We start from the raw sequence: 19,398 nt of genomic DNA, 5'->3' as shown, positions 1-19,398 counted from the left end.
AGGCCGCTTGGCCTGTATTACGCCGTCTTCACGCGACGTGTCCTAATTCGGTTTATTCGGCCACGCCCAAGGGGCGGCCTTGTTGCGGTTTTTCCTATGCGCGCCGATTGCCTGCATATGCTGCCGGGTCAGGTCGATGTCGTCCCAGCCGTTGATCAGTTTCACACGCCATCCTTCGTCCAGCTCAAAGGTCACCTTTAGGTCACCAAGGGTCAGTCGGCTTGCGCGCAAATCAATCGAAACCTGGGCCGGGGCATCCTTCAACGCGTGCTGTAGCTGCATCACCTTCTGGGCATCGACCTGCGCAGGCAGCAGGCCGTTGTTGATCGCATTGTTGGCAAAGATGTCACCGAAACTGGGCGCGATGACCGCGCGAATGCCCGCATCGACCAGCGCATAAACCGCAGCCTCACGCGACGACCCGCTTCCAAAGTTATGCCCGGCGACCAGAATACTGATCCCTTCGTGACGGTTCAGCGGAAAATCTGCGGACAGTTGTTCGTCATCGCCCCGCCGCATGTCGTGCAGCAGATACTGGCCATATCCCTCGCTGCGTGGGGCCGACATGAAACGCGCCGGGATCAATTGATCCGTGTCGATATTGTCGATCGCCAGCGCCAAGGCGTGCCCCTTTTGTGTGCTCCAACCAGCCATTATGCCGCCCTGCCCTGAATAAGCGGCCTGACATCTGTGATTGTGCCCGTTACGGCCGCTGCGGCAACCATCGCCGGGGACATCAGATGCGTTCGCGCACCGCGTCCCTGACGCCCACGGAAATTGCGGTTGGTCGAGGATGCGCAGCGCTTACCCTCGGCCACAACGTCGCCATTCATGCCGACGCACATTGAACAACCCGACGCGGCCCACTCCAACCCGGCATCTTGGAAAATCCTGTCCAACCCTTCGGCTTCGGCCTGTGCCTTGACACGTTCCGATCCGGGCACAACAAGCCCCGGTACGCGCGCCCGGCGCCCTGACAAAACCAAAGCAGCCTCGCGAAGGTCTTCAATGCGCCCATTCGTACACGAGCCGATAAAAACCTGATCTACAGGAATACCGTCCAAGGGTTGCCCTGGTGCCAATCCCATGTAATCCAATGCTTCACGCGCCAAGTTTGACGTGGCTGGATCGCTGGGGTCCGGAGCGGGAATATTGGCCGTTATAGGCAGGGCCTGCTCTGGGCTGGTGCCCCAAGTGACAGTTGGCGAAATGTCAGCCGCGCCCAGGGTGATATCGCGGTCAAAAACAGCCTTTTTGTCCGTGACCAGACCGCGCCACACCTGTCGCGCGCTTTGCTGGTCTGCCCACGAAGGGGCGTACTCGCGCCCTTCGAGATAGGCAAACGTGACCTCGTCAGGTGCGACCATGCCAAACCGCGCCCCACCTTCGATTGAGAGGTTGCACAGAGTCATTCGCCCCTCCATCGACAGATCCCGGATCGTTTGCCCCGCGTATTCAATCGCATGACCCTGCGCACCGCCGCTGCCCAGTTGCGCGATCCAGTTCAGGGCAATGTCCTTGGCCGTTACACCAAACCCTAAACGACCTTCGACGTTGATGCGCATCGCCTTGGGTTTGCGCTGCCAGACCGTCTGCGTCGCCAGCACATGCGCAACCTCGGTCGCCCCGATCCCGAACGCCAGCGCACCAAATGCTCCGTGAGTGGATGTGTGGCTGTCCCCGCAATTGATAAGCAGTCCGGGCAAAGTCAGGCCCAACTCGGGCCCAATCACGTGAACGATGCCCTGCGAAGGGTCGCTCAGATCGAAAATCCTGAGGTTGTGAGCCGACGCATTGTTTCGCAGGGTTTCGATCATCCGGGCAATCTTTGGATCGGCAATCCGTTCCCGGCTTCGTGTGGGCGCGTAATGATCTGCCACCGCAAAGGTGAGGGCTGGTTCAGCCACAGGCAGGCCGCGCTCGGCCAGCTTGGCAAAGGCATGATGCGACCCTTCATGTACAAAGTGTCGATCCACCCAAAGCAGCGACACACCATCCTCGCGCCTCAGAACCTCATGCGAGGCCCAGAGTTTGTCGAGCATGGTGCGCGGTGCGTTCACTTCCCGACCTCCTCGCTGCGTCCGATCGCAGGTTCCCAATGCCGGGCCGAGCCGGTTCCCACGCGCGCCAAGGGCATCTCGAGCCGAAACATGTCAGAGCGATAGAGGCCGGAAAGATATTCGACCCCATTGCCTTCGACGTCCCGAACGATCCGCTTGAGCGACAACAGAGCCGAGCCGACAGCGATGCCCAATGCGTCGGCCACATCAGGCCCCGCCAAGGTCGCCGAAACGGTTTGATGCGCTTCCTCGATCTGCACGCCGCTGCGCTCCAGCAGTTTGAAAAGCGGTGTCGTTGCGAGGTCACTTTCCGAATAGTTCTGCGCAATCGAAGCAGGTACGTAGGTCGTCAGATGTGAAAACGGAACATCATCAGTCAGGCGCACGCGCGTAGCGATCTGCACCTGCTGGTCACTCGGCAGCCCCATGGCCGATGCCACCACCTCCGGCGCCTTGCCGTATGAAAAGGACAAAAGCCGCGCGGTGGTGCTTTGCCCCATTTCAACAAGTTGCGGCATCAGCGTGTTGAAGTCCATCGCAGCAGGTGCCCCAAGGGTGGATTGGCCCGAAACCCGGGTGCCGCTACCTGCCTGACGTTCTATCAGACCATTTCGAGAAAGCGCGTCCAGCGCCCGCCGAATTGTGACACGCGAGACCCCGAATTTTTCAGCCAACCGCTGTTCACCGGGCAAAGTTTCCCCTGACGCAAGCTGCCCTTCGGTGATCTGATCATGCAGATGCAGATAGACGCGTTGCGCCTTGGTCCCGTCCGGAAGATTGGCCGCGTTGATCTTGTTCACCCGATGATTCCCCTTTCACAGCGCTTCCAATCGTAGAACCGGAACTCTAAAAAGCAAGCTTTAGTATTATTACAACTCGAAAAATAGTCTTACAATTATTTTCAAACCTGTATTACAGATAATACAATAACCGGAGGAGCTTTTGCATGCCGATTGTCGAATTGCATGTGATCAAGGGCTATAGCGCACAAGAAAAACAACGACTTGGCGTGGCGCTGACCAATGCAGTGCGATTCGTTGTGCCTGCCGCGCCAGAGCTTGTGACCGTCTTGATCCACGACATATCCGATCAAAACTACTATCGTGGCGGCAAGGTTCGGCAGCCCGCCCGGGCGAAAGACGACCCCGAACATATCGTGCGTGCGTTTCTATCCGATATGGGCGAAGGCACGGTTGAAAGCGCGCGCAAAAGGCTAAGCCCGGACTTCGTAATGCAATTTCCCGGAACCGCGCCTATGCGAGATATTGAGGATCTCAGGAGTTGGGAGGCAAACCGGTATCGCCGCATCGCAAAAACCTACGACGGGTTCGATGCCATGCAAAGCGATGGTGATGCCGCGATCGTTTATTGCAGGGGTACGTTATCCGGTGAATGGACTGATGGTTCACCATTCGAAGGCATCCGCTTCATTGACCGGTTCGAGATACAGAACGATTTGATCACACGCCAGGATGTCTGGAACGATATCGCAGAAACAAGGGCGCAGGCATGAGCGAAATTGACCCTATCACCCTTTCTGTTCTTGCAGGCCGCATGGAGCAGATCGCCGACGAAATGGACGCCACCCTGTTTCGGGCGGCTTTCAACCCGATCATTGCCGAAGCGCATGACGCCAGTCATGGGCTTTATTCTGCGACGACAGGCGACACTCTGGTTCAGGGCAAATCCGGTTTGCCGATCTTTGTGGGGGTGATGTCCTTTGCGGTGAAAGCAGTGATCGAAAAGGCAGCCTCGGACGGGGATCTGGAAGACGGCGACATCTATATCTTCAACGATGCGCATATCGGCGGCACGCATTTGTCCGACATGCGTCTGGTGCGTCCCTATTTCCGCGATGGCACGTTGTTCTGCTATCTCGCGTCGGTTGGGCATTGGCATGATGTGGGCGGCGCTGTGCCTGGAAACTATAACCCCGCTGCGACCGAAGTTTTCCAGGAAGCCTTCGTTCTGCCGCCAGTAAAGCTGGCGCGCAAGGGCGAGATAAATCAGGACATTATCGACATTCTTCTACGGAATTCCCGCCTGCCTCAATCGGCGATGGGTGATTTGAACGGGCAACTGGGCGCTTTGGATCTTGGGGTCCGGAGAATGGACGAGCTGCTGGATGAATACGAGGCTGACACGGTTTCAACCGCACTTGCGGCGCTCAGCGATCGGGCCGAAGCTCTGATGCGATCCGAGTTGCAGGAACTGCCGGACGGCCGGTGGGAGACCGAGGATTTCCTCGATAATGACGGGATCACAGATGAGCCGCTTCGCATCAAACTGGCGCTTGAGATCAAGGACGATCAAATGGTGCTGGATTTCACGGGCTCATCCCCGCAATGCGCCGGGCCTGTAAACATTGCCCTGCCGACGACCGTTGCGACCGCCTATGTGGCAATCAAACACGTCTTCCCGGCGCTGCCTGCCAACGCCGGGGTAATGCGCCCCATCGACGTCATCGTGCCCGAAGACAGCCTGTTGTCGGCCAAGTTCCCTGCCCCGACAGGTGGATACACGGAAACTATTCTACGGATGATCGACGTGGTCTTCTCGGCCTTTGCCAACGCCGCACCTAATCGGGTTGTCGCCAATGCCTATGGGACAATCAATGCGCTTTCCATTGCTGGGAAACGCTCAAACGGACAGCCATGGGTGATGTTCAGCTTTTACGGAGGGGGACACGGCGGCTCGGTCGAAAGCGATGGGTTGAACCACGGCAACGCTCCGATCTCAACGGCGACGATCCCACCGATGGAAATTCTAGAAGCCGCCTATCCGGTCATGTTCCGTCAATGGGCTTTGCGCCCTGACAGTGCAGGTCCGGGCACCCATAGGGGCGGGCTTGGGGCCATCTATGAGATTGAAGTACTTGAAGAAAATGGCGCTCAGGCTTTTTTGTTTGGCGAACGCGGCAAGTTCGCCCCGAAGGGGATCGCCCAAGGCGGCGACGGGGCGATGAATGTCTTCACCTATGAACAGGACGATGGGTGGAAGGCACCGCCCCTGGTTTCAAAAATGAGAGGGATCGAATTGAAGCAAGGACAAGCGGTGCGCCTAGAGACACCCGGCGGCGGGGGTTATGGCGCTGCGGGTCGCCGTTCACCTGAAGCGATCGCTCGGGACGTGGCACGCGGGCATGTAAGCGCCGAACAGGCGGATCAGGACTATGGCCCCGCATGGCGCGAGGTGGCTCCATGAGCAGGCGTATGATCGGAGTGGACGTTGGCGGCACGTTCACGGATGTCTTTGTTCTGAACGAATCGGACGGCAGCGCAACCGTCGCCAAAGTTCCCACCACACGCCCGGATCAGTCGGGCGGGTTTCTCGATGGGATCGGGCGCGAGGTGGAAGACCTATCCGAGATCTCTGTTGTCGTACATGGCACCACAGCGGGCACGAATGCTCTGCTGGAACGCAAAGGGGCCAGAACGGGCGTTATCTGCACCGAGGGCTTGCGGGACGTGTTGGAGATGCGCCGCAGGGATCGGCCGCGCACTTGGGGGCTGCGCGGTGATTTCGAACCCGTTGTGGATCGTCGCGACCGTCTGGAGGTGCCGGAACGCACGCTTGCGGACGGCACCATTCGCACGCCGGTTGACTTGGACGCCGTGCGCAAAGCGGCAAAGCAATTGCTTGAACAAGGGTGCGAAGCTGTCGCGATCCTGTTCGCCAATGCCTATGCCAACCCAGATAACGAAGCCGCTGCTGTCGCGGCCACACGCGAAATCTGGCCAAATCCACATGTGTCGGCCTCGTCTGAAATCCTGCCGGAAATCCGTGAATTCGAACGATTTTCAACCACGGCGCTGAACGCCTATCTGCAACCCGAGGTTTCGGGCTATTTGACCCGCTTGGAAAACGCCCTGCGATCCGGCGGGTTCGATGGTGAGTTCATGATTGTGCAATCCAATGGTGGCGTCATGGGGGTCAACACCGCGTCCCGCCTTCCAGTGCGCACGGCGCTGTCTGGTCCCGCAGCCGGTGTGATTGCGTCAGGCTACATCGCGCAATCGGCGGGCTTTGACAACGTCATCACCGGGGACATGGGCGGCACCAGCTTTGATGTTTCGTTGATCTCACAAGGGCAGACGATGCTGTCGGCCCAGACCTCCATTGATTTCGGGATGGTTGTGCGCAACCCAATGATCGAAATAACGACCATCGGCGCGGGAGGCGGGTCGATAGCGTGGGTCGACAAGGGCGGATTACTGAACATCGGCCCTGAAAGCGCAGGATCAAATCCCGGCCCGGTCGCCTACGGCCTTGGTAATGATCGCCCGACGGTAACGGATGCCAATGTCGTGCTGGGTCGTATCGACCCGGACAACCCGATTGGTGGCAAACTGGAGAGGCTGGACGTAGAGGCCGCTGGCAAAGCCATTGATATCCACGTCGGCGAACCATTGGGTTTGACGAGGCTTGAGGCGGCCGAGGCCATTTTGCGTGTTGCCAATTCACGTATGGCTGGGGCGATCCGGCTTGTAAGCATCGAGCGCGGCTTTGACCCCAAGCGTTTTGCCTTCATGCCGTTCGGCGGTGGCGGCGCGTTGCATGCCGGGGCAATGCTGGCCGAAGTGGGGATCGCCCGCGCCATCGTTCCACGTTATCCCGGCGTCACCTCGGCACTGGGCTGCGTGATCGCGGATATGCGGCAGGACTTCGTTCAGACCATCAACACATTGGTCTCGCAGTTGGATCAGGCTGCTTTGGGCGCGTTCATGCAAGAACACGTGGATCAGGGAATGGCGCTTCTTGATGCCTCACGGACGACGTTCGACAGGCGTGAGATTTCATTCGAACTGGACATGGCCTATGTGGGTCAAACGCATACCGTACCGGTTCCGCTGACTGTGAAGATGACAGACGGCAAGGTGACTGCGCCAGGCAAAGCCGATATCGAACAAGCCTTTGATACGGCTTATCACGCCACTTATGGAAGACTGCTGAAAAACGGTGTGCGACGCATCCTGAACCTGCGCAGCGCGGTTACGGGCAAGCGGCCGAAATTCGATCTTTCGTCCCTTGCCCCGGCAACGGAAGGCAGCATTGCGCCCTCGTCGACGCGCAAAGTTCATTTTGGCAACGCCTGGCATGACACGGCCATTTATGATCGCTTGTCTTTACCGGTTGGCACTGTAATCAAAGGGCCAGCCATTTTGACCCAACCGGATACGACCGTTCTGATCGAACCGGATTTTCAAGGACGCGTAGACTCCTTTGGCAACACGATCATCGAACCACTGGGGGAGGACTGAATGAGCGAACCAGAAACCTGGGACCCGCGCAAAACGGCGCTGCTGACCATCGACCTTCAGAACGACTTTATCCATCCTAAAGGTGCCTATGGCCGGGCAGGCCAGTCAGCACAAGAAATCGCGGCACTTCCCGAACGCATCGCCCCCTTGGCGCGAAAACTGCAAGCCGCTGGCGGGTGCTATTTTTCAGCGCAATTTACACTTGTGCCGGACCGCAACGGCGAGCCGTTGATTGCTCCGCATCTGAAGAAGTTGCGCCCGTTTCTGACCAAAGGCGACTTTGCGCCGGGCGGATTTGGTCACAGTCTGGTCGATACCCTGCAACCTTGCGATTTCGTCATCGAAAAGGTTGCCTACTCGGCCTTCTACCAGACGCGGCTGGAATATCTGATGCGCGCTTTGGGCATCGAAAACCTGATCGTCGGGGGCATCGTGACCAATGGCGGCGTGGCCTCTACTCTTCGAGATGCCCATTTGCGGGATATCGACACCGTTATGCTGACAGATGGGTGCGCCGCATTTCGGCAAGAGGTTCACGATGCAACGCTCCTGTCGTTGGGCACTGTTACACACCAGCGAAGTTGCGATCACATGATGAACTGGCTGGAGGGAGCCAAATGAGCCTTAAGTCCCGCCTGAAAAACAAAGAAATTCTTGTCGCCCCCGGCGTGTATGACGGCTTGACCGCATCTCTGGCTGAAAAAGCTGGTTTCGAGGCGCTGTATCTAAGCGGTGCAGCCGTTGCCTACACGCGGCTGGGCCGCCCCGATATCGGACTGTCCACCGCGTCCGAGATGGCAGACACCATGACCCTGATCGCAGATCGGGTCTCATTACCTGTTATCATCGACGCTGACACCGGCTTTGGTAACGCGCTGAATGCCCAGCGAACCATGCGCCTGTATGAACGCGCCGGCGCATCTGCGCTTCAAATCGAAGACCAGACCTATCCAAAACGCTGCGGGCATCTGTCGGACAAGTCGCTTATCCCCGCGCAGGAAATGGCTGGGAAAATCGCAGCGATGGCCGACGCGCGCGCCAATAGTGACACCCTGATCATTGCCCGAACAGATGCCATCGCCGTCGAGGGATATCAGGCCGCCACCGACCGCGCGGAAATCTATCTGGAGGCTGGTGCAGATGTTCTGTTCCTCGAGGCCCCTCAAAGCCGCGAACAACTTACATCCATCGCCGATCAATTTGCCCCGCGCGTCCCCCTTTTGGCGAACATGGTCGAAGGCGGCGCGACCCCGATACTTGGCGCCAACGATCTTGAGGCACAAGGATATTCCATCGTCATTTTCCCCGGAGGGATTGTCCGAGCTTTGGCCAAAACCGCTCAGGCATACTATCAAAGTCTGGCTGTCAACGGCTCAAACAAGCCCTTTGCCCAGAACATGTTCGACTTCGGCGGTCTGAACGAAGTCATCGGAACTGCTGAGATGCTGGAAGCTGGGGCCCGCTATGATGACACCCAAGGTTGAGAGCGTTCCGCCGGACCGGTTCGATCTGACGACCGGCACGCTGATCATCGGCGCGGGGGCTTGTGGTCTGGTTGCCGCCCTGTCGGCATCGGAGGCTGGACAGGACGTGCTGGTCATTGAGGCCGATCCAGTTCCAAGCGGTTCAACCGCGTTGTCCGCCGGGTTGATCCCGGCTGCGGGCACAAAGCTTCAACGGGCTGCAGGGATCACGGATGATGCCGCACTTTTTGCGCGTGATATCCAGACAAAGGCACATGGCGAAAACGAGCAGGCTCTGGTCGATCTGTTGGCCAGCAACGCCTGCGAAGTCATCGACTGGCTGTCTGAACGCCACGCCCTGCCCTTTTCGGTTGTCACGGATTTCGACTATCCCGGTCACTCGCGCCGCCGGATGCACGGGCTGCCGTCACGGTCGGGCCAAGAACTGATCGACGCCCTACGCAGCACTTGCGAGCGTGAAGGTTTAGACATCATATGCAATCGACGGGCGGTAACGCTGTATCGGGATCAAGACCGGATCTTGGGTGTTGCCGTGACTGGCCCGGACGAAACCGTTGAAACCATTGCATGTGATCGGCTTATTCTTGCCTGCAACGGTTTCGGTGGCAATCGCGCCTTAGTGTCCGCGCATATGCCCCAGATCGAAGAGGCGCTCTGGTTCGGGCACAGCGGCAACCGGGGCGAGGCTATCGTTTGGGGGGAAGGGCTTGGTGCAGGGCTTCTGAACTTAAGCGCCTATCAGGGTCACGGAAATGTCGCTCACCCTCATGGGATATTGATTACGTGGGCAGTGATCACCGAAGGCGGTGTACAGGTGAACCGCAATGGCCATCGTTTCTGGAACGAAGCGCAGGGCTATTCGGAAGCCGCCCGTGCGGTTCTGGCGCAGCCCGGCGCAGAGGCTTTCGCCATTTTCGACGACCGTATCGCAGCGATTGCGCGCCAGTTTGAGGATTTCAAGCGCGCAGAAGATTCAGGGGCAATTCAATCCGCTGAAACCATCGAAGACCTGTCAAAAGCACTGGGTTTGCCGTCTACGGCTTTGGAGCAAACCATTCACGACATTCCTACCGGTCACACGGATGAATTTGGCAGGTCCTTTAACCAGCCGCCTTTAGCACCGCCTTACAAAGGCGTTCGCGTCACTGGCGCTTTGTTTCACACCCAAGGTGGATTGCGGGTCGATTCCTGTGCGCGCGTTCTCAAAGCTGACGGTACTAAATTCGCCAACCTCTACGCAGGCGGCGGCGCGGCTGTTGGCGTGTCTGGCAAAGGGGACAGCGGGTATCTTTCCGGAAATGGTTTGTTGGGTGCCGTTGTGCTAGGTCGAATTGCGGGCCGGATCGCTTAATATCAGGCTTTGCACCTGAATATTCCGGTCATTTCTACCTGTAGGCAGGAATGCAGCCTCGTCGTGTTTCGGATTTGGAGGCCAAACTAAAACGCCAATTTGAATGACAGGCGAATTTACCTTTCAAAATAAGACGTTTCCGTTTCTTCCGTTTTCATCTGTTCTTGATGCAAGCTCATTCTAGGTGTTTTATCCACATGACGCTGGTCTTCATAATTTGCCAGTCGTCATAATAGTTACGCTATGTATCTTGAGCAAAACGGACCATTTGAACGACCCAGGAGATTTCATAATGGAATTGATTACTGAACAGCTACGGGCATTTCCGATCATGGCGCTGTTTCTTTGTCTGGGCCTTGGATACGGTCTTGGAAAGTTTCGGGTTGGCAAATTCGAACTGGGTGGCATCGCCGGAACCCTTCTGGTGGCAGTTTTTGTGGGCCAGATCGGTGGCATCAACCTAAGTACCGACGTTCAGAACGTTTTCTTTTCGCTCTTTATATTTATGGTTGGCTACAATGGCGGGCCTCAGTTTTTTGCGGCTCTGAACCGAACCGCCCTCACGAAACTTCTGGCCGCGTTTATGATGACGCTTTGGGGGCTGTTCTTTGTCATCGTCGTCGCCCGATTGGCTGGGCTGGACAAAGGCTTGGCCGCCGGGTTGGCCGCCGGGGGGCTGACCCAATCCGCAATCATTGGCACCGCAGGAAACGCGATAGACCTATTAGGGTTGGCCGCGGACGAGGCTGAAAAGCTGAAAACCAACATCGCCGTCGGGTATTCGGTGACTTACATCTTTGGCTCGATCGGCCCAATTTTGGCGGTAAGCGTTATTCCAATCATAATGCGCGTCAACCTGAGGCAAGAGGCAATCAAGCTTGCTCAGAAACTTAGCGGCGGGGGCCGCAAACTAGAAGAAGGCGAGTTTCTTCCGATGAACCGCTTCGACGCCCGCGCTTATCGAGTAAATGCGGATGCCTCGGTTTCCGGCCAATCGGTCAAAGCGATCGAAGGCGCCTATAACGGTGATCTGATCGTCGAAAAGCTGCTGCACGATGGGGTCCCGGTGGACCCGACCCCTGAAATAGTTGTGTCGGCAGGCGACGTTATTGTCGTATCTGGCCTGGTCACAACGCTGACCCAGTTCGAGGGCACCGCAAGCGGTGAGATTGGCGAATACCCGCCCGAACTGACCGTTGTCGAAGAACGCCGCAATGTCGTTGTCACCAATCGCAAGTTGGCGGGCAAGACTCTGGCCGAAATCCGCGAAGCCCTAACCGTGGATCAACGCCGCGGTGTTCATATCTCAAAGATCACGCGGGTTGGTCACGACGTACCGGTTCTGCAAAACACCGTGATTCAAGCAGGCGACGAAATCAGCATTGTCGGCCACAAGGACGACCTTAACAGGGTGGCGAAAGAGGCTGGATATGTTCCCCCTTCGGCTTCGGTCACCAATTTCATCGCGCTGGGGATCGGTGTGGCGGTCGGCTATTTGATCGGTGAGATCAGTTTTGTCATTGCAGGGACAAAAGTCGCGCTTGGCCCGGGCCTCGGCTGTCTCGTGACCGGGCTGATCATCGGATATCTGCGTGTTCGACAACCCAAGATTGGCGGTATCAACCAAGGGGCTGCGAATTTTCTGCAGAGCTTTGGTTTGGCAGTTTTCGTCGGGGTCGTTGGTCTGAACGCTGGAAAACCCGCTTTGGAAGCGATTCAACAATATGGCGTCATACTGCTGTTGTTGGGTGTTGTCGTCACTCTGATGCCCATGATCGTTCAGTTCCCGATCAATTATTACTTCCTGCGGATCAAAAACCCGATCGAGGCCTGCGCAGTCGTGACAGGATCACGCTCGGGCAACCCCGGTTTTGCCACGCTGTTAGAAAAGGCCGGGAACTCGACCCCTACACCAGCATTCACCATGACCTATGCGGTTGCGAACATTTTCCTGACGCTATGGGGGCCGCTGGTCGTCGCGTTTGTGCCGTAGGTTACAAAGGCAGGATCACGATGTTTGACCCCCAAAGGACCGGCATCGCCCTCGGACCATTACATCTCGGACTCATCTGGGGTTGGGTATGAAGACAAAACTCTGAACTGCAACGTCTTGGGCCATGCAATTACCACTCAACAGGGACAAACTGGGATAGTCGTGAAAATCCAACAAGCCCCGCTCGCGCGGCAAAAGCCGTAAATCACACAGTCTAAAAGAACTCTGTACAGATCATCGCAGTTTGAGGAAATCACCAAGTGGCGGACCGAGGAGCCGCCACTGTATGTCCGAGGACGTCCGAGCGCGTCCAAATTCAAATAATTTGTTCAACTATTTATAACCTTCCTATCGCCACACGTCCGGGAACTTCCGAGGATTTCCGTTGACTGCCCCTAAAATTTAGGGGCACACAAGGGGCGCGAATAGGGGCCGCACCCGATGCCCCGGATTAGTAGAAAGAAAAGAAATGCAAACTATCGAACACGCAGGCACTTCCGCTCACACAAACGAAACCAATGTCGGGGAACCGCTGTTGGCGCAGGCGATGGCCCTTCTGCCGACGCTGCCCGACACATTCTATTTTGGCATGCCGAAAAGCTGGCGTGACCTTGCGGATTTGCTCTGCACGCTGGTCAACGATCTTGGTTTCGACAATCAAAAAGCGGCGGCGGTGGCCGGTGTTTCAACAGGCGTTGTTGCAAGTTACCGCTCGGCAATTTCAAGCTAAAGGAGAAACCACATGGCGCGGGGAATGCACCGGCTCACAGTTAAACAAGTTGAAAACGCCGCGCCCGGCACCGCCCTCAACGATGGGGGCGGTCTGTCTTTGCGCTGCACAGCCAACGGGACAAAGCGCTGGGTGTTCCGCTTTACCCTTAAGGGGCAAAAGCAGCGGGAAATGGGTTTGGGCGGCTTCCCGGGAACCACCCTTGCCCAAGCGCGCCAGAAAGCCACAGCCGCACGCGACTTGCTAGCAAGTGGGATTGACCCGATTGCCGAGGCTGAAAGAGAAGCCGAAGCGACGCGGGTAGCTTCGCAAGCAGCAGAAGCCGCTATGGTCACGTTCTCTGACTACGTTGAGATTTTCTTACCCTGGAAGACAAAGGGGTTTTCCAACCCCAAGCACGTCGCCCAATGGGGCATGTCGCTGCGCAAGTATGCGGCACCGCTGGCGAACAAACCTCTGGTCGGGATAACGCGGCAAGACATATGGGATGTGCTGACACAGCCAGTGGCTGTTAAGCAAGCGGACGGAGCCGAAACTAAAGAACCAATGTGGGACGCTCTACACGTTTCCGCCACACGTCTACGGGCACGGCTTGAAGCCTTGTTCTATCATGCGATCCAAAATGGTGCTTACCATCAGGACAACCCTGCCCGCTGGGAACTATTCAACGCTACCCTGTCAGCGCCCCGAAAGCTAACCGGCGGACATCGGCCCGCAATGCCGAGAAAAGACATGCCATCCTTTATTCAGCAATTGCGCGGCAGCAAAACCGTTGCTTCGCTTGCCTTGGAGTTCCTTATTCTCACCGCATCACGCTCCGGCGAAGTTCGGTTGGCACTGTGGGGTGAGATTGATGAAGAAAACGCATTGTGGTCGATACCGGCGAAACGCATGAAGGCGCGTAGAAATCACGCGGTGCCACTTTGCCCCAGAGCACTAGAAATTCTTACGGAAGTTAAGGCTCAACGAAACGTGGTTGTTAAGTCGGACGACTACGTGTTTGAGGGTGCCAAACCCGGCAGGCCAATGTCCGACATGACAATTCGCGCCGTGATGCGTAGGAAGAACTTAGGTCAATATGTCCCGCACGGCTTCCGTAGCGCGTTCAAAGATTGGGCCGCTAATGACACGGAGTTCCCGCGCGAGTTGGCAGAAGAAGCACTGGCGCACCAATTGAACGACGTCGAAAGAGCCTACCGGCGCGAACAGGCGGTCGAACGCCGCCGTGCCCTAATGTTGGCTTGGCAAAACTTTGTGGACGGAAAAGACCACGACGAAACACACGTCATTCCGTTTCGTGATCGCAGATAGTTGAGGCGGATTTCTGAACTAACGTGGCTACCTCCTTGCAGGGGCACCGCCGCCCAGCCAAAAACTGACTAGGCAGTCAAATGGGGCGCGATTTCTGACAGAGCAGTCAGAAAACCTACAGTTTTCAGTCACTTACATACATTTCACTGTTGCCGCCGTGAGGCGCATTTGAGAATTTCCGAGATACACCCACAGCTACCGAGGAAGCCCGAATGAACAAAATTCCTGAAAATGACGACCGCCTGCTGCGACTTGGCGATGTAGAACAACGAACTGGACTGAAACGCTCAACTATCTACGAGAAGATGGCGCGCCCTTCAGAACAAGGCGGCGGCTTCCCCCACTTCCCCCACCTTGGGTGGGGTGCCGTGGGGAAGCTGGGAAAAACCGTAGCTGGGCAGGGGGTGTGCCCCCTAAAAGGGGCACCCCCCACCCCACTTGGTTTCCTAAGGGGGCGGTGGTGGTGGGGAAAGTAAAACGCCTTGTTTTCTTGGGTTTCGTCCCCCTGCCGGAAGTGGGGGAAATTGGGGTTTCCGTGCCCGGAGCGGGCCGTGTCGAAGTGGGTAAAATCACATGATCTGACCATCACCCTAGCTGAACGAAAAGGTCGTTCGGGCAGGGGAATGCAGCGATAAGCGTGCGGGTAACGCTGCCCCGCAGGAGCGATAAATCAGAAAGTGCGCGCGTAGCGCACCCTCAGACGACGTTCCGGTCTGTGGAAGTGGAAACGAGATACGAAAAAGGACAAGATATGTCTCAGACCCCCGCAGCGTTCAGCGCACGAAAAAAGCAGGCCCGTTCCTGCGAACTCCTAACTTACTGCGGCGAGTTGCCATGTGAAATTCCCGCCAAAACAAAAGCACCGGCCAACTATGCTTGGTTGTCCCCCCAACTTGCTCAAAAGATCGACTTTGACGCCGAGCGAAACTGGTTGGAGAAAAACACAAAATTTGCCGCCCACTTGCTTCGCCTGCCCGTGCGATGGCGCGGCTTCATCGTAGACTGCCATGTGGCTGTCTTTCGCGTCGCTGACCCTAAGAAAAAGGGTAAGTGGCGTGTAGGAGTTGTGGAGTTTGACAAAGGCGAACCCGCGTTTTTTCACACCACTGCTATCGGCTGGCCAGATAAAAAAGGTATGAAAAGCGCCCGCTGGGTGAACGAGTGCGCCTTGGACTTGCTTTGGTGCGAAGCTGAAATCCATCCGCAAGTCGGCGTTCTCTTGAAAAAGATGGTGATCCCCGAACGCTGCACACTGACCGAAGAACTGAGCGTTGATTTTGCCTGATAGGGCGACGCCTAAACAACAATCAGCGGCGCAGACAGCGCCGCTGACGCCCATTTACATCCGTGCAGCCACCACCAACCCCAGCCAGCGTTTGCACGCCTGTGCGTCCGCAGGGCGGGTTAGATAGTCCCGCAAGGTGCGCAGCACCGCCAGTTGCTTCGCCTCGTCTTGTACCGCTGCCATGATGGGTTCCAGCAGACCGGTGTTTTCCCGATACACCCGCGACAGATCCGCGAACTCATCCTCACCGGCAGGTTGCGTCCGTGGGCGTCCGGGGCGTCCGTAGCCTTTCCCGCGTTGGACTTTGGGTGCTTTGGGCCGGTCCGGCAATACGCGCCGCGACGTACCCGCCTCCTGCTCGGCACCCACCGCCCAAGTCCGAGGCGCAACGTCGGGTTTTGAGTCACGTCCGCGAACATCTGTCGGACGCGGTCCCGCGTCTGCGACTCGCCGGGACAAGTCCTGCGTCAATGCTTTATGCCAAGCCTCTGCGTTCTGCCGGTCGATCTGCGTTCGCCGGTAGCGCCAGCGCAGCCAATCGGCCGCGGCAGGAGGCAGCGTGTCCACGTCCACTGCGCCCAGCGCGTCGCGGAATGCGCTTTCATGCGCGCCCAAGTCAATCGTGCTGCCTGGCAACCACGGATTTTTCTTCGATTGATCCCCTAGCCGGTTAGCGGCACGACGGGCTTCGGCACGGTTCCATTCTTCGGCGGACACGCTGCCCGCCTCAAATCGGCGTTTCTGACGCTCTCGATAAGCACGCGCTGCATGAGGTCCGCAATGGCTAAGGCACCGGCCTTGCTTGCTTTCCTTGACTGGGGGATTTGGGCAGGCCTCACCTGCTCTGAGGCGCGCGCCACAAGTCAGCACGTTTGGTCCTCCCAAGCGGTAGGAGGCGCCCTTTTCGTGGAACAGGTTCTCATGTTCTGGCGACGTGAAGTTCATTGAATTTGACGATTGGTGCTTTGGCGCTCATGGGATGTGTTATATAGTAACATAAATGACCCTATGACGCTACAAAACTTATATTAATTGGCGGTGCAGTAGATCTAAACGAACTCGTGAAGACTGAGGCCACATCTGTGTCCGCTTTGTTCCGACAGCCGTCATTTACGCCGTGTGCGGCGAATGACTGCTTCGAGCCCAAAGCAGCCTTCAGAGCAACCGTCGCCAATGCGTGTTATTCTACTCTGCATTGCCCTTGGTCATTCGAAAAACCTCAACCGGTTCGCGGATGCCCTTGAGCGTGACCTCTCCTGCTGAGACCGACGGGAATTCGTTTTCCACAGCGATCGCTGCGCGGGTGCTGAGTAGTATCTCGCCGTCCTCAGCCATATCGCAGAGACGAGCCGCTAAATTGATCGCAGTGCCCGAGGCGGTGTAGTCTGATCGATCTTCATACCCGACCATGCCTACGGTCGCATATCCGAGTGACACGCCCACGCCGAACCCAAGTCTATGGCCAAGCCGCTTCCATTTCTTGGACAACGCAACCATTTTCGCGCGCATCGCAACCGCGAGCCGAACCGCGTCTCTGGCAGGGTCTTCGCAGGGCAACGGATCGTTGAACAGCACCATGATTCCATCGCCCATACGATGGTCTACGCCCGCTCCATGCGCGTTGATCAGCTTCCCCATTTCCTCGTGATAGGTCTGCAACACCTCGATGGTTTCTTCGGGTTCCGCAGTTTCGCAAAATGCCGTGAACCCACGAATGTCACAAAAAATAACACCCAAAAGGGAGCGATGGCTTTTCAACAAGGCCTCAGAGCCTGAGGAGATCACCGTGTCGGCGACAGCGTTGGGAAGAAAGCGTTTAAGGCGGCTCATTCGCTCAATCTCGCCTACCTGTTCCTCGACGCGGTCTCCAAGTTCTGCATTCAGCTTTTCCAAGGCTCTAAACTGTCGCGCGTTTTCGATGGCGATGACGGCTTCGGTGGCAAAGTTCTCGACCAAAAGCAGGTCGTCAGGTGCGAATTTGCCGACCTCTCGTCGCAGCAGAACCAGATTGCCAAGAGATTTCCCCTGCGAAACAAGCGGGACGAACACACGCGACAGGATACCATCGACGTCCACCAATTTTATCGCATCCGCATGCCTGGATTTGTAGAACTCCGTCTCGCGTATATCAGGCTCTTCGACGATCCGACGCGTTTTGACGCTTTTGTAAGGTGCAAATTCTCGGCCGACTTGAAAGACGTTGCCGACCTTCATCATAGTAGTCGCTTCCCCCGTGGCAGCAGCTATTTTCCATTCGGTATGGTCCTCATTGATCAAAACCACAAAGGTCATCGGAGCACTACACAACCGCGCTGCGTTTTTTACGATAGTCTGAAAAACTGGCGTCTCATCGTCGCGGCTTTGGCTTATGACAGTCAGGATTTCCCGCGTCGCGGCCTCACGGTCACGCGCTCGAACAAGTTCGGCTCGAAGGGTTTGTTTATAGGCGTTGTCCTGTGAGTCCGGCACAATTTGCCCTCGGTTCCTGATCACATTTCAACATGGATATCACACAGGGCTTGCGAGACCAGAGAATTGCAGAGCGGACGCCAGGCGGAGGCAGCTTTGTCCGCAGAGCAGACATTCGCCGCGATTGAGTGAATGACTGCTTCGAGCCCAAAGCGGACAAGCACCAAATCTCATAATTTTCTCGTACCGGTGGTAGTTTCAAACGTCGGTCAATTTTACCATAGTAGCAGGCTTGCTTTTTGCGCCTCGAAACCTTTTGGCGTCGGAAAAAGCGAGCGCATCCTAGCAACAAGTTCGATCTCTCCATCCAGCATCTTTCGGACAGTGTTTAACCAGTTATTGAAGGTTTCAGATTCCCAATGATCCTGGACTGCGGCTTCGTTCCGGAACACTTCGTAGAAATAGAAACGATTTGGGTTTGTTTCATCCACCATAATATGAAACTGGAAAACTTCGGGTTCTTCACTGACAACATTTTGCGCTTGGAAGATGCTGGCGTCCAAAAAGGGCTGCCGATACTCAGGTTTTACGTTGATCACGAAGAACCCACCAAACATTGCATCGTCCATATTTGTCTCCCTCATTGACCTGAAAGCGGCGAAGGTCGCAAAACACACCTGTCCTGCTGGATGGTATAAACCTAAAGCACTGCGATACCCATGAACCTAAGCGGATATCCTTTCTTCATCTGCTTCACCCCATCCTAGCGCGCGAGCAAGTTCGTGTGACATTGTGGTAAGTGTATGGCCAATCTTTTCTCGCTCGGAAGGTGTAAACACCCGAAGAGACGCCGTAGCGCCGATTGAAAGCGTCGCACCAACACCTGTCTTGGTCAGCGTTGTAGCGACAGAACTGATTCCGCGCTCGAGCTCTTCAACACATTCGGCATACCCTTTGGCTCGAATGACATCGAGTTCCGCGGCCAGATCCTTGGGGTCTGTAATCGTGCGATCTGTGTACTGCTTAAGCTGCCCATCCAATCGGTCTTGAGACAGCAGTTCAGGCGAAACGGCGGCGATTGCCTTGGCGCAAGAGCACGCGTGCATTGGTCGTTTGCCCATACCTGGATGAAGAAAAGACACGCCCGTCTGCGGTGTCTCCACATGAATAATCTCGACCCAATGGCCCCGTAGCCGAGACAAGAAAAATGCAGCGCCATAGTCATTCGCGGCGCCAGATAGGACAGGCGCAATCACTTGCAAAAGAGCGGGATCAGAGTGATCGCTCAACGTGATACGCTTTAGCCTATTCCCAATCGCGAACTCTCCGCGGGTTGGTGATTCAAGGAGGCCGGACGAAACAAGGTCTTGAACCAGCCTGTAGGCCGTCGGTTTAGGTATATCGGACTGAGCACATATATCCGCTACGGACGCACGTCCTTTTTGACCCACGATTTCCAAAACCAGCGCTAATCGTTCGAGATGCATTTTTCTCACTTTATGATAATTGATTTT

18 protein-coding genes are annotated in these 19,398 nt (G+C 56.5%); 11 read left to right on the top strand and 7 right to left on the bottom strand.

The window, feature by feature from the left end:
- Window positions 1-42 precede the first annotated feature (42 nt).
- Genes leuD through GOX73_RS09440 form a run of 3 tightly spaced genes read right to left on the bottom strand, consistent with a single transcriptional unit; the run spans window position 43 to window position 2,860 of the window.
- Window positions 43-654 carry a 3-isopropylmalate dehydratase small subunit gene (leuD, locus tag GOX73_RS09450; RefSeq protein ID WP_171127129.1) on the bottom strand — a complete coding sequence of 204 codons (612 nt, stop codon included), beginning with the start codon at window positions 652-654 and terminating at the stop codon, window positions 43-45.
- A complete protein-coding gene (gene leuC, locus GOX73_RS09445) occupies window positions 654-2,060 on the bottom strand; it encodes a 3-isopropylmalate dehydratase large subunit (RefSeq protein ID WP_171127128.1) in 1,407 nt (468 codons plus the stop codon). The genes leuD and leuC overlap by 1 nt, the downstream gene beginning before the upstream one ends.
- Window positions 2,057-2,860, bottom strand: coding sequence for a GntR family transcriptional regulator (locus GOX73_RS09440; RefSeq protein ID WP_171127127.1), 804 nt, complete (start codon window positions 2,858-2,860; stop codon window positions 2,057-2,059). Before GOX73_RS09440 ends, leuC begins: the two co-directional genes overlap by 4 nt.
- A gap of 146 nt (window positions 2,861-3,006) precedes the next feature.
- On the opposite strand from GOX73_RS09440, the gene GOX73_RS09435 reads away from it, so the two are divergent.
- The 11 genes from GOX73_RS09435 (at window position 3,007) to GOX73_RS09385 (ending at window position 15,475) form a co-directional block, all read left to right on the top strand.
- Complete coding sequence (locus GOX73_RS09435) at window positions 3,007-3,573, top strand: tautomerase family protein (protein ID WP_171127126.1); 567 nt, start codon at window positions 3,007-3,009, stop codon at window positions 3,571-3,573.
- The gene (locus GOX73_RS09430; protein WP_171127125.1) at window positions 3,570-5,264 is read left to right on the top strand and encodes a hydantoinase B/oxoprolinase family protein; all 1,695 of its coding nucleotides are present in this window, start codon (window positions 3,570-3,572) and stop codon (window positions 5,262-5,264) included. Before GOX73_RS09435 ends, GOX73_RS09430 begins: the two co-directional genes overlap by 4 nt.
- Window positions 5,261-7,321 carry a hydantoinase/oxoprolinase family protein gene (locus tag GOX73_RS09425; RefSeq protein ID WP_171127124.1) on the top strand — a complete coding sequence of 687 codons (2,061 nt, stop codon included), beginning with the start codon at window positions 5,261-5,263 and terminating at the stop codon, window positions 7,319-7,321. The genes GOX73_RS09430 and GOX73_RS09425 overlap by 4 nt, the downstream gene beginning before the upstream one ends.
- Entirely contained in the window at window positions 7,322-7,942 is a 621-nt protein-coding gene (locus GOX73_RS09420; RefSeq protein ID WP_171127123.1) for a cysteine hydrolase family protein, read from the top strand. It begins immediately after the preceding gene.
- A complete protein-coding gene (locus GOX73_RS09415; protein ID WP_171127122.1) occupies window positions 7,939-8,805 on the top strand; it encodes an oxaloacetate decarboxylase in 867 nt (288 codons plus the stop codon). Before GOX73_RS09420 ends, GOX73_RS09415 begins: the two co-directional genes overlap by 4 nt.
- A complete protein-coding gene (locus GOX73_RS09410; protein ID WP_371808581.1) occupies window positions 8,786-10,156 on the top strand; it encodes an FAD-dependent oxidoreductase in 1,371 nt (456 codons plus the stop codon). The genes GOX73_RS09415 and GOX73_RS09410 overlap by 20 nt, the downstream gene beginning before the upstream one ends.
- Window positions 10,157-10,448: 292 nt before the next feature.
- Window positions 10,449-12,149, top strand: a complete 1,701-nt coding sequence (gene aspT, locus GOX73_RS09405; protein ID WP_171134873.1) for an aspartate-alanine antiporter — start codon at window positions 10,449-10,451, stop codon at window positions 12,147-12,149.
- A 469-nt stretch (window positions 12,150-12,618) separates the two neighbouring features.
- Window positions 12,619-12,879, top strand: coding sequence for a hypothetical protein (locus GOX73_RS09400; protein ID WP_171127120.1), 261 nt, complete (start codon window positions 12,619-12,621; stop codon window positions 12,877-12,879).
- A 12-nt stretch (window positions 12,880-12,891) separates the two neighbouring features.
- Entirely contained in the window at window positions 12,892-14,190 is a 1,299-nt protein-coding gene (locus GOX73_RS09395) for an integrase arm-type DNA-binding domain-containing protein (RefSeq protein ID WP_171127119.1), read from the top strand.
- Window positions 14,191-14,402: 212 nt separating this feature from the next.
- Window positions 14,403-14,666 (top strand): AlpA family phage regulatory protein, encoded by a 264-nt coding sequence (locus GOX73_RS21020; RefSeq protein ID WP_171127118.1) that lies wholly within the window; start codon window positions 14,403-14,405, stop codon window positions 14,664-14,666.
- A 275-nt stretch (window positions 14,667-14,941) separates the two neighbouring features.
- On the top strand, window positions 14,942-15,475 hold the full coding sequence (locus GOX73_RS09385) for a hypothetical protein (RefSeq protein ID WP_171127117.1): 534 nt from the start codon (window positions 14,942-14,944) through the stop codon (window positions 15,473-15,475).
- A gap of 54 nt (window positions 15,476-15,529) precedes the next feature.
- Here GOX73_RS09385 and GOX73_RS09380 read toward each other — a convergent pair whose 3' ends face one another.
- The 4 genes from GOX73_RS09380 to GOX73_RS09365 form a co-directional block, all read right to left on the bottom strand.
- A complete protein-coding gene (locus GOX73_RS09380) occupies window positions 15,530-16,192 on the bottom strand; it encodes a hypothetical protein (protein ID WP_171127116.1) in 663 nt (220 codons plus the stop codon).
- Window positions 16,193-16,660: 468 nt separating this feature from the next.
- Window positions 16,661-17,944 carry an adenylate/guanylate cyclase domain-containing protein gene (locus GOX73_RS09375; protein WP_170356190.1) on the bottom strand — a complete coding sequence of 428 codons (1,284 nt, stop codon included), beginning with the start codon at window positions 17,942-17,944 and terminating at the stop codon, window positions 16,661-16,663.
- A gap of 215 nt (window positions 17,945-18,159) precedes the next feature.
- On the bottom strand, window positions 18,160-18,513 hold the full coding sequence (locus GOX73_RS09370; protein WP_010437910.1) for a putative quinol monooxygenase: 354 nt from the start codon (window positions 18,511-18,513) through the stop codon (window positions 18,160-18,162).
- 96 nt (window positions 18,514-18,609) lie between these two features.
- The gene (locus GOX73_RS09365; RefSeq protein ID WP_170389915.1) at window positions 18,610-19,371 is read right to left on the bottom strand and encodes an IclR family transcriptional regulator; all 762 of its coding nucleotides are present in this window, start codon (window positions 19,369-19,371) and stop codon (window positions 18,610-18,612) included.
- Window positions 19,372-19,398 lie beyond the last annotated feature (27 nt).

It is taken from the genome of Ruegeria sp. HKCCD7221 (assembly GCF_013031225.1).
In the GTDB taxonomy this organism is placed as follows: domain Bacteria; phylum Pseudomonadota; class Alphaproteobacteria; order Rhodobacterales; family Rhodobacteraceae; genus Ruegeria.
Note: the sequence above shows the minus strand (reverse complement) of the source record. Positions and strands in the feature narration are given on the sequence as shown.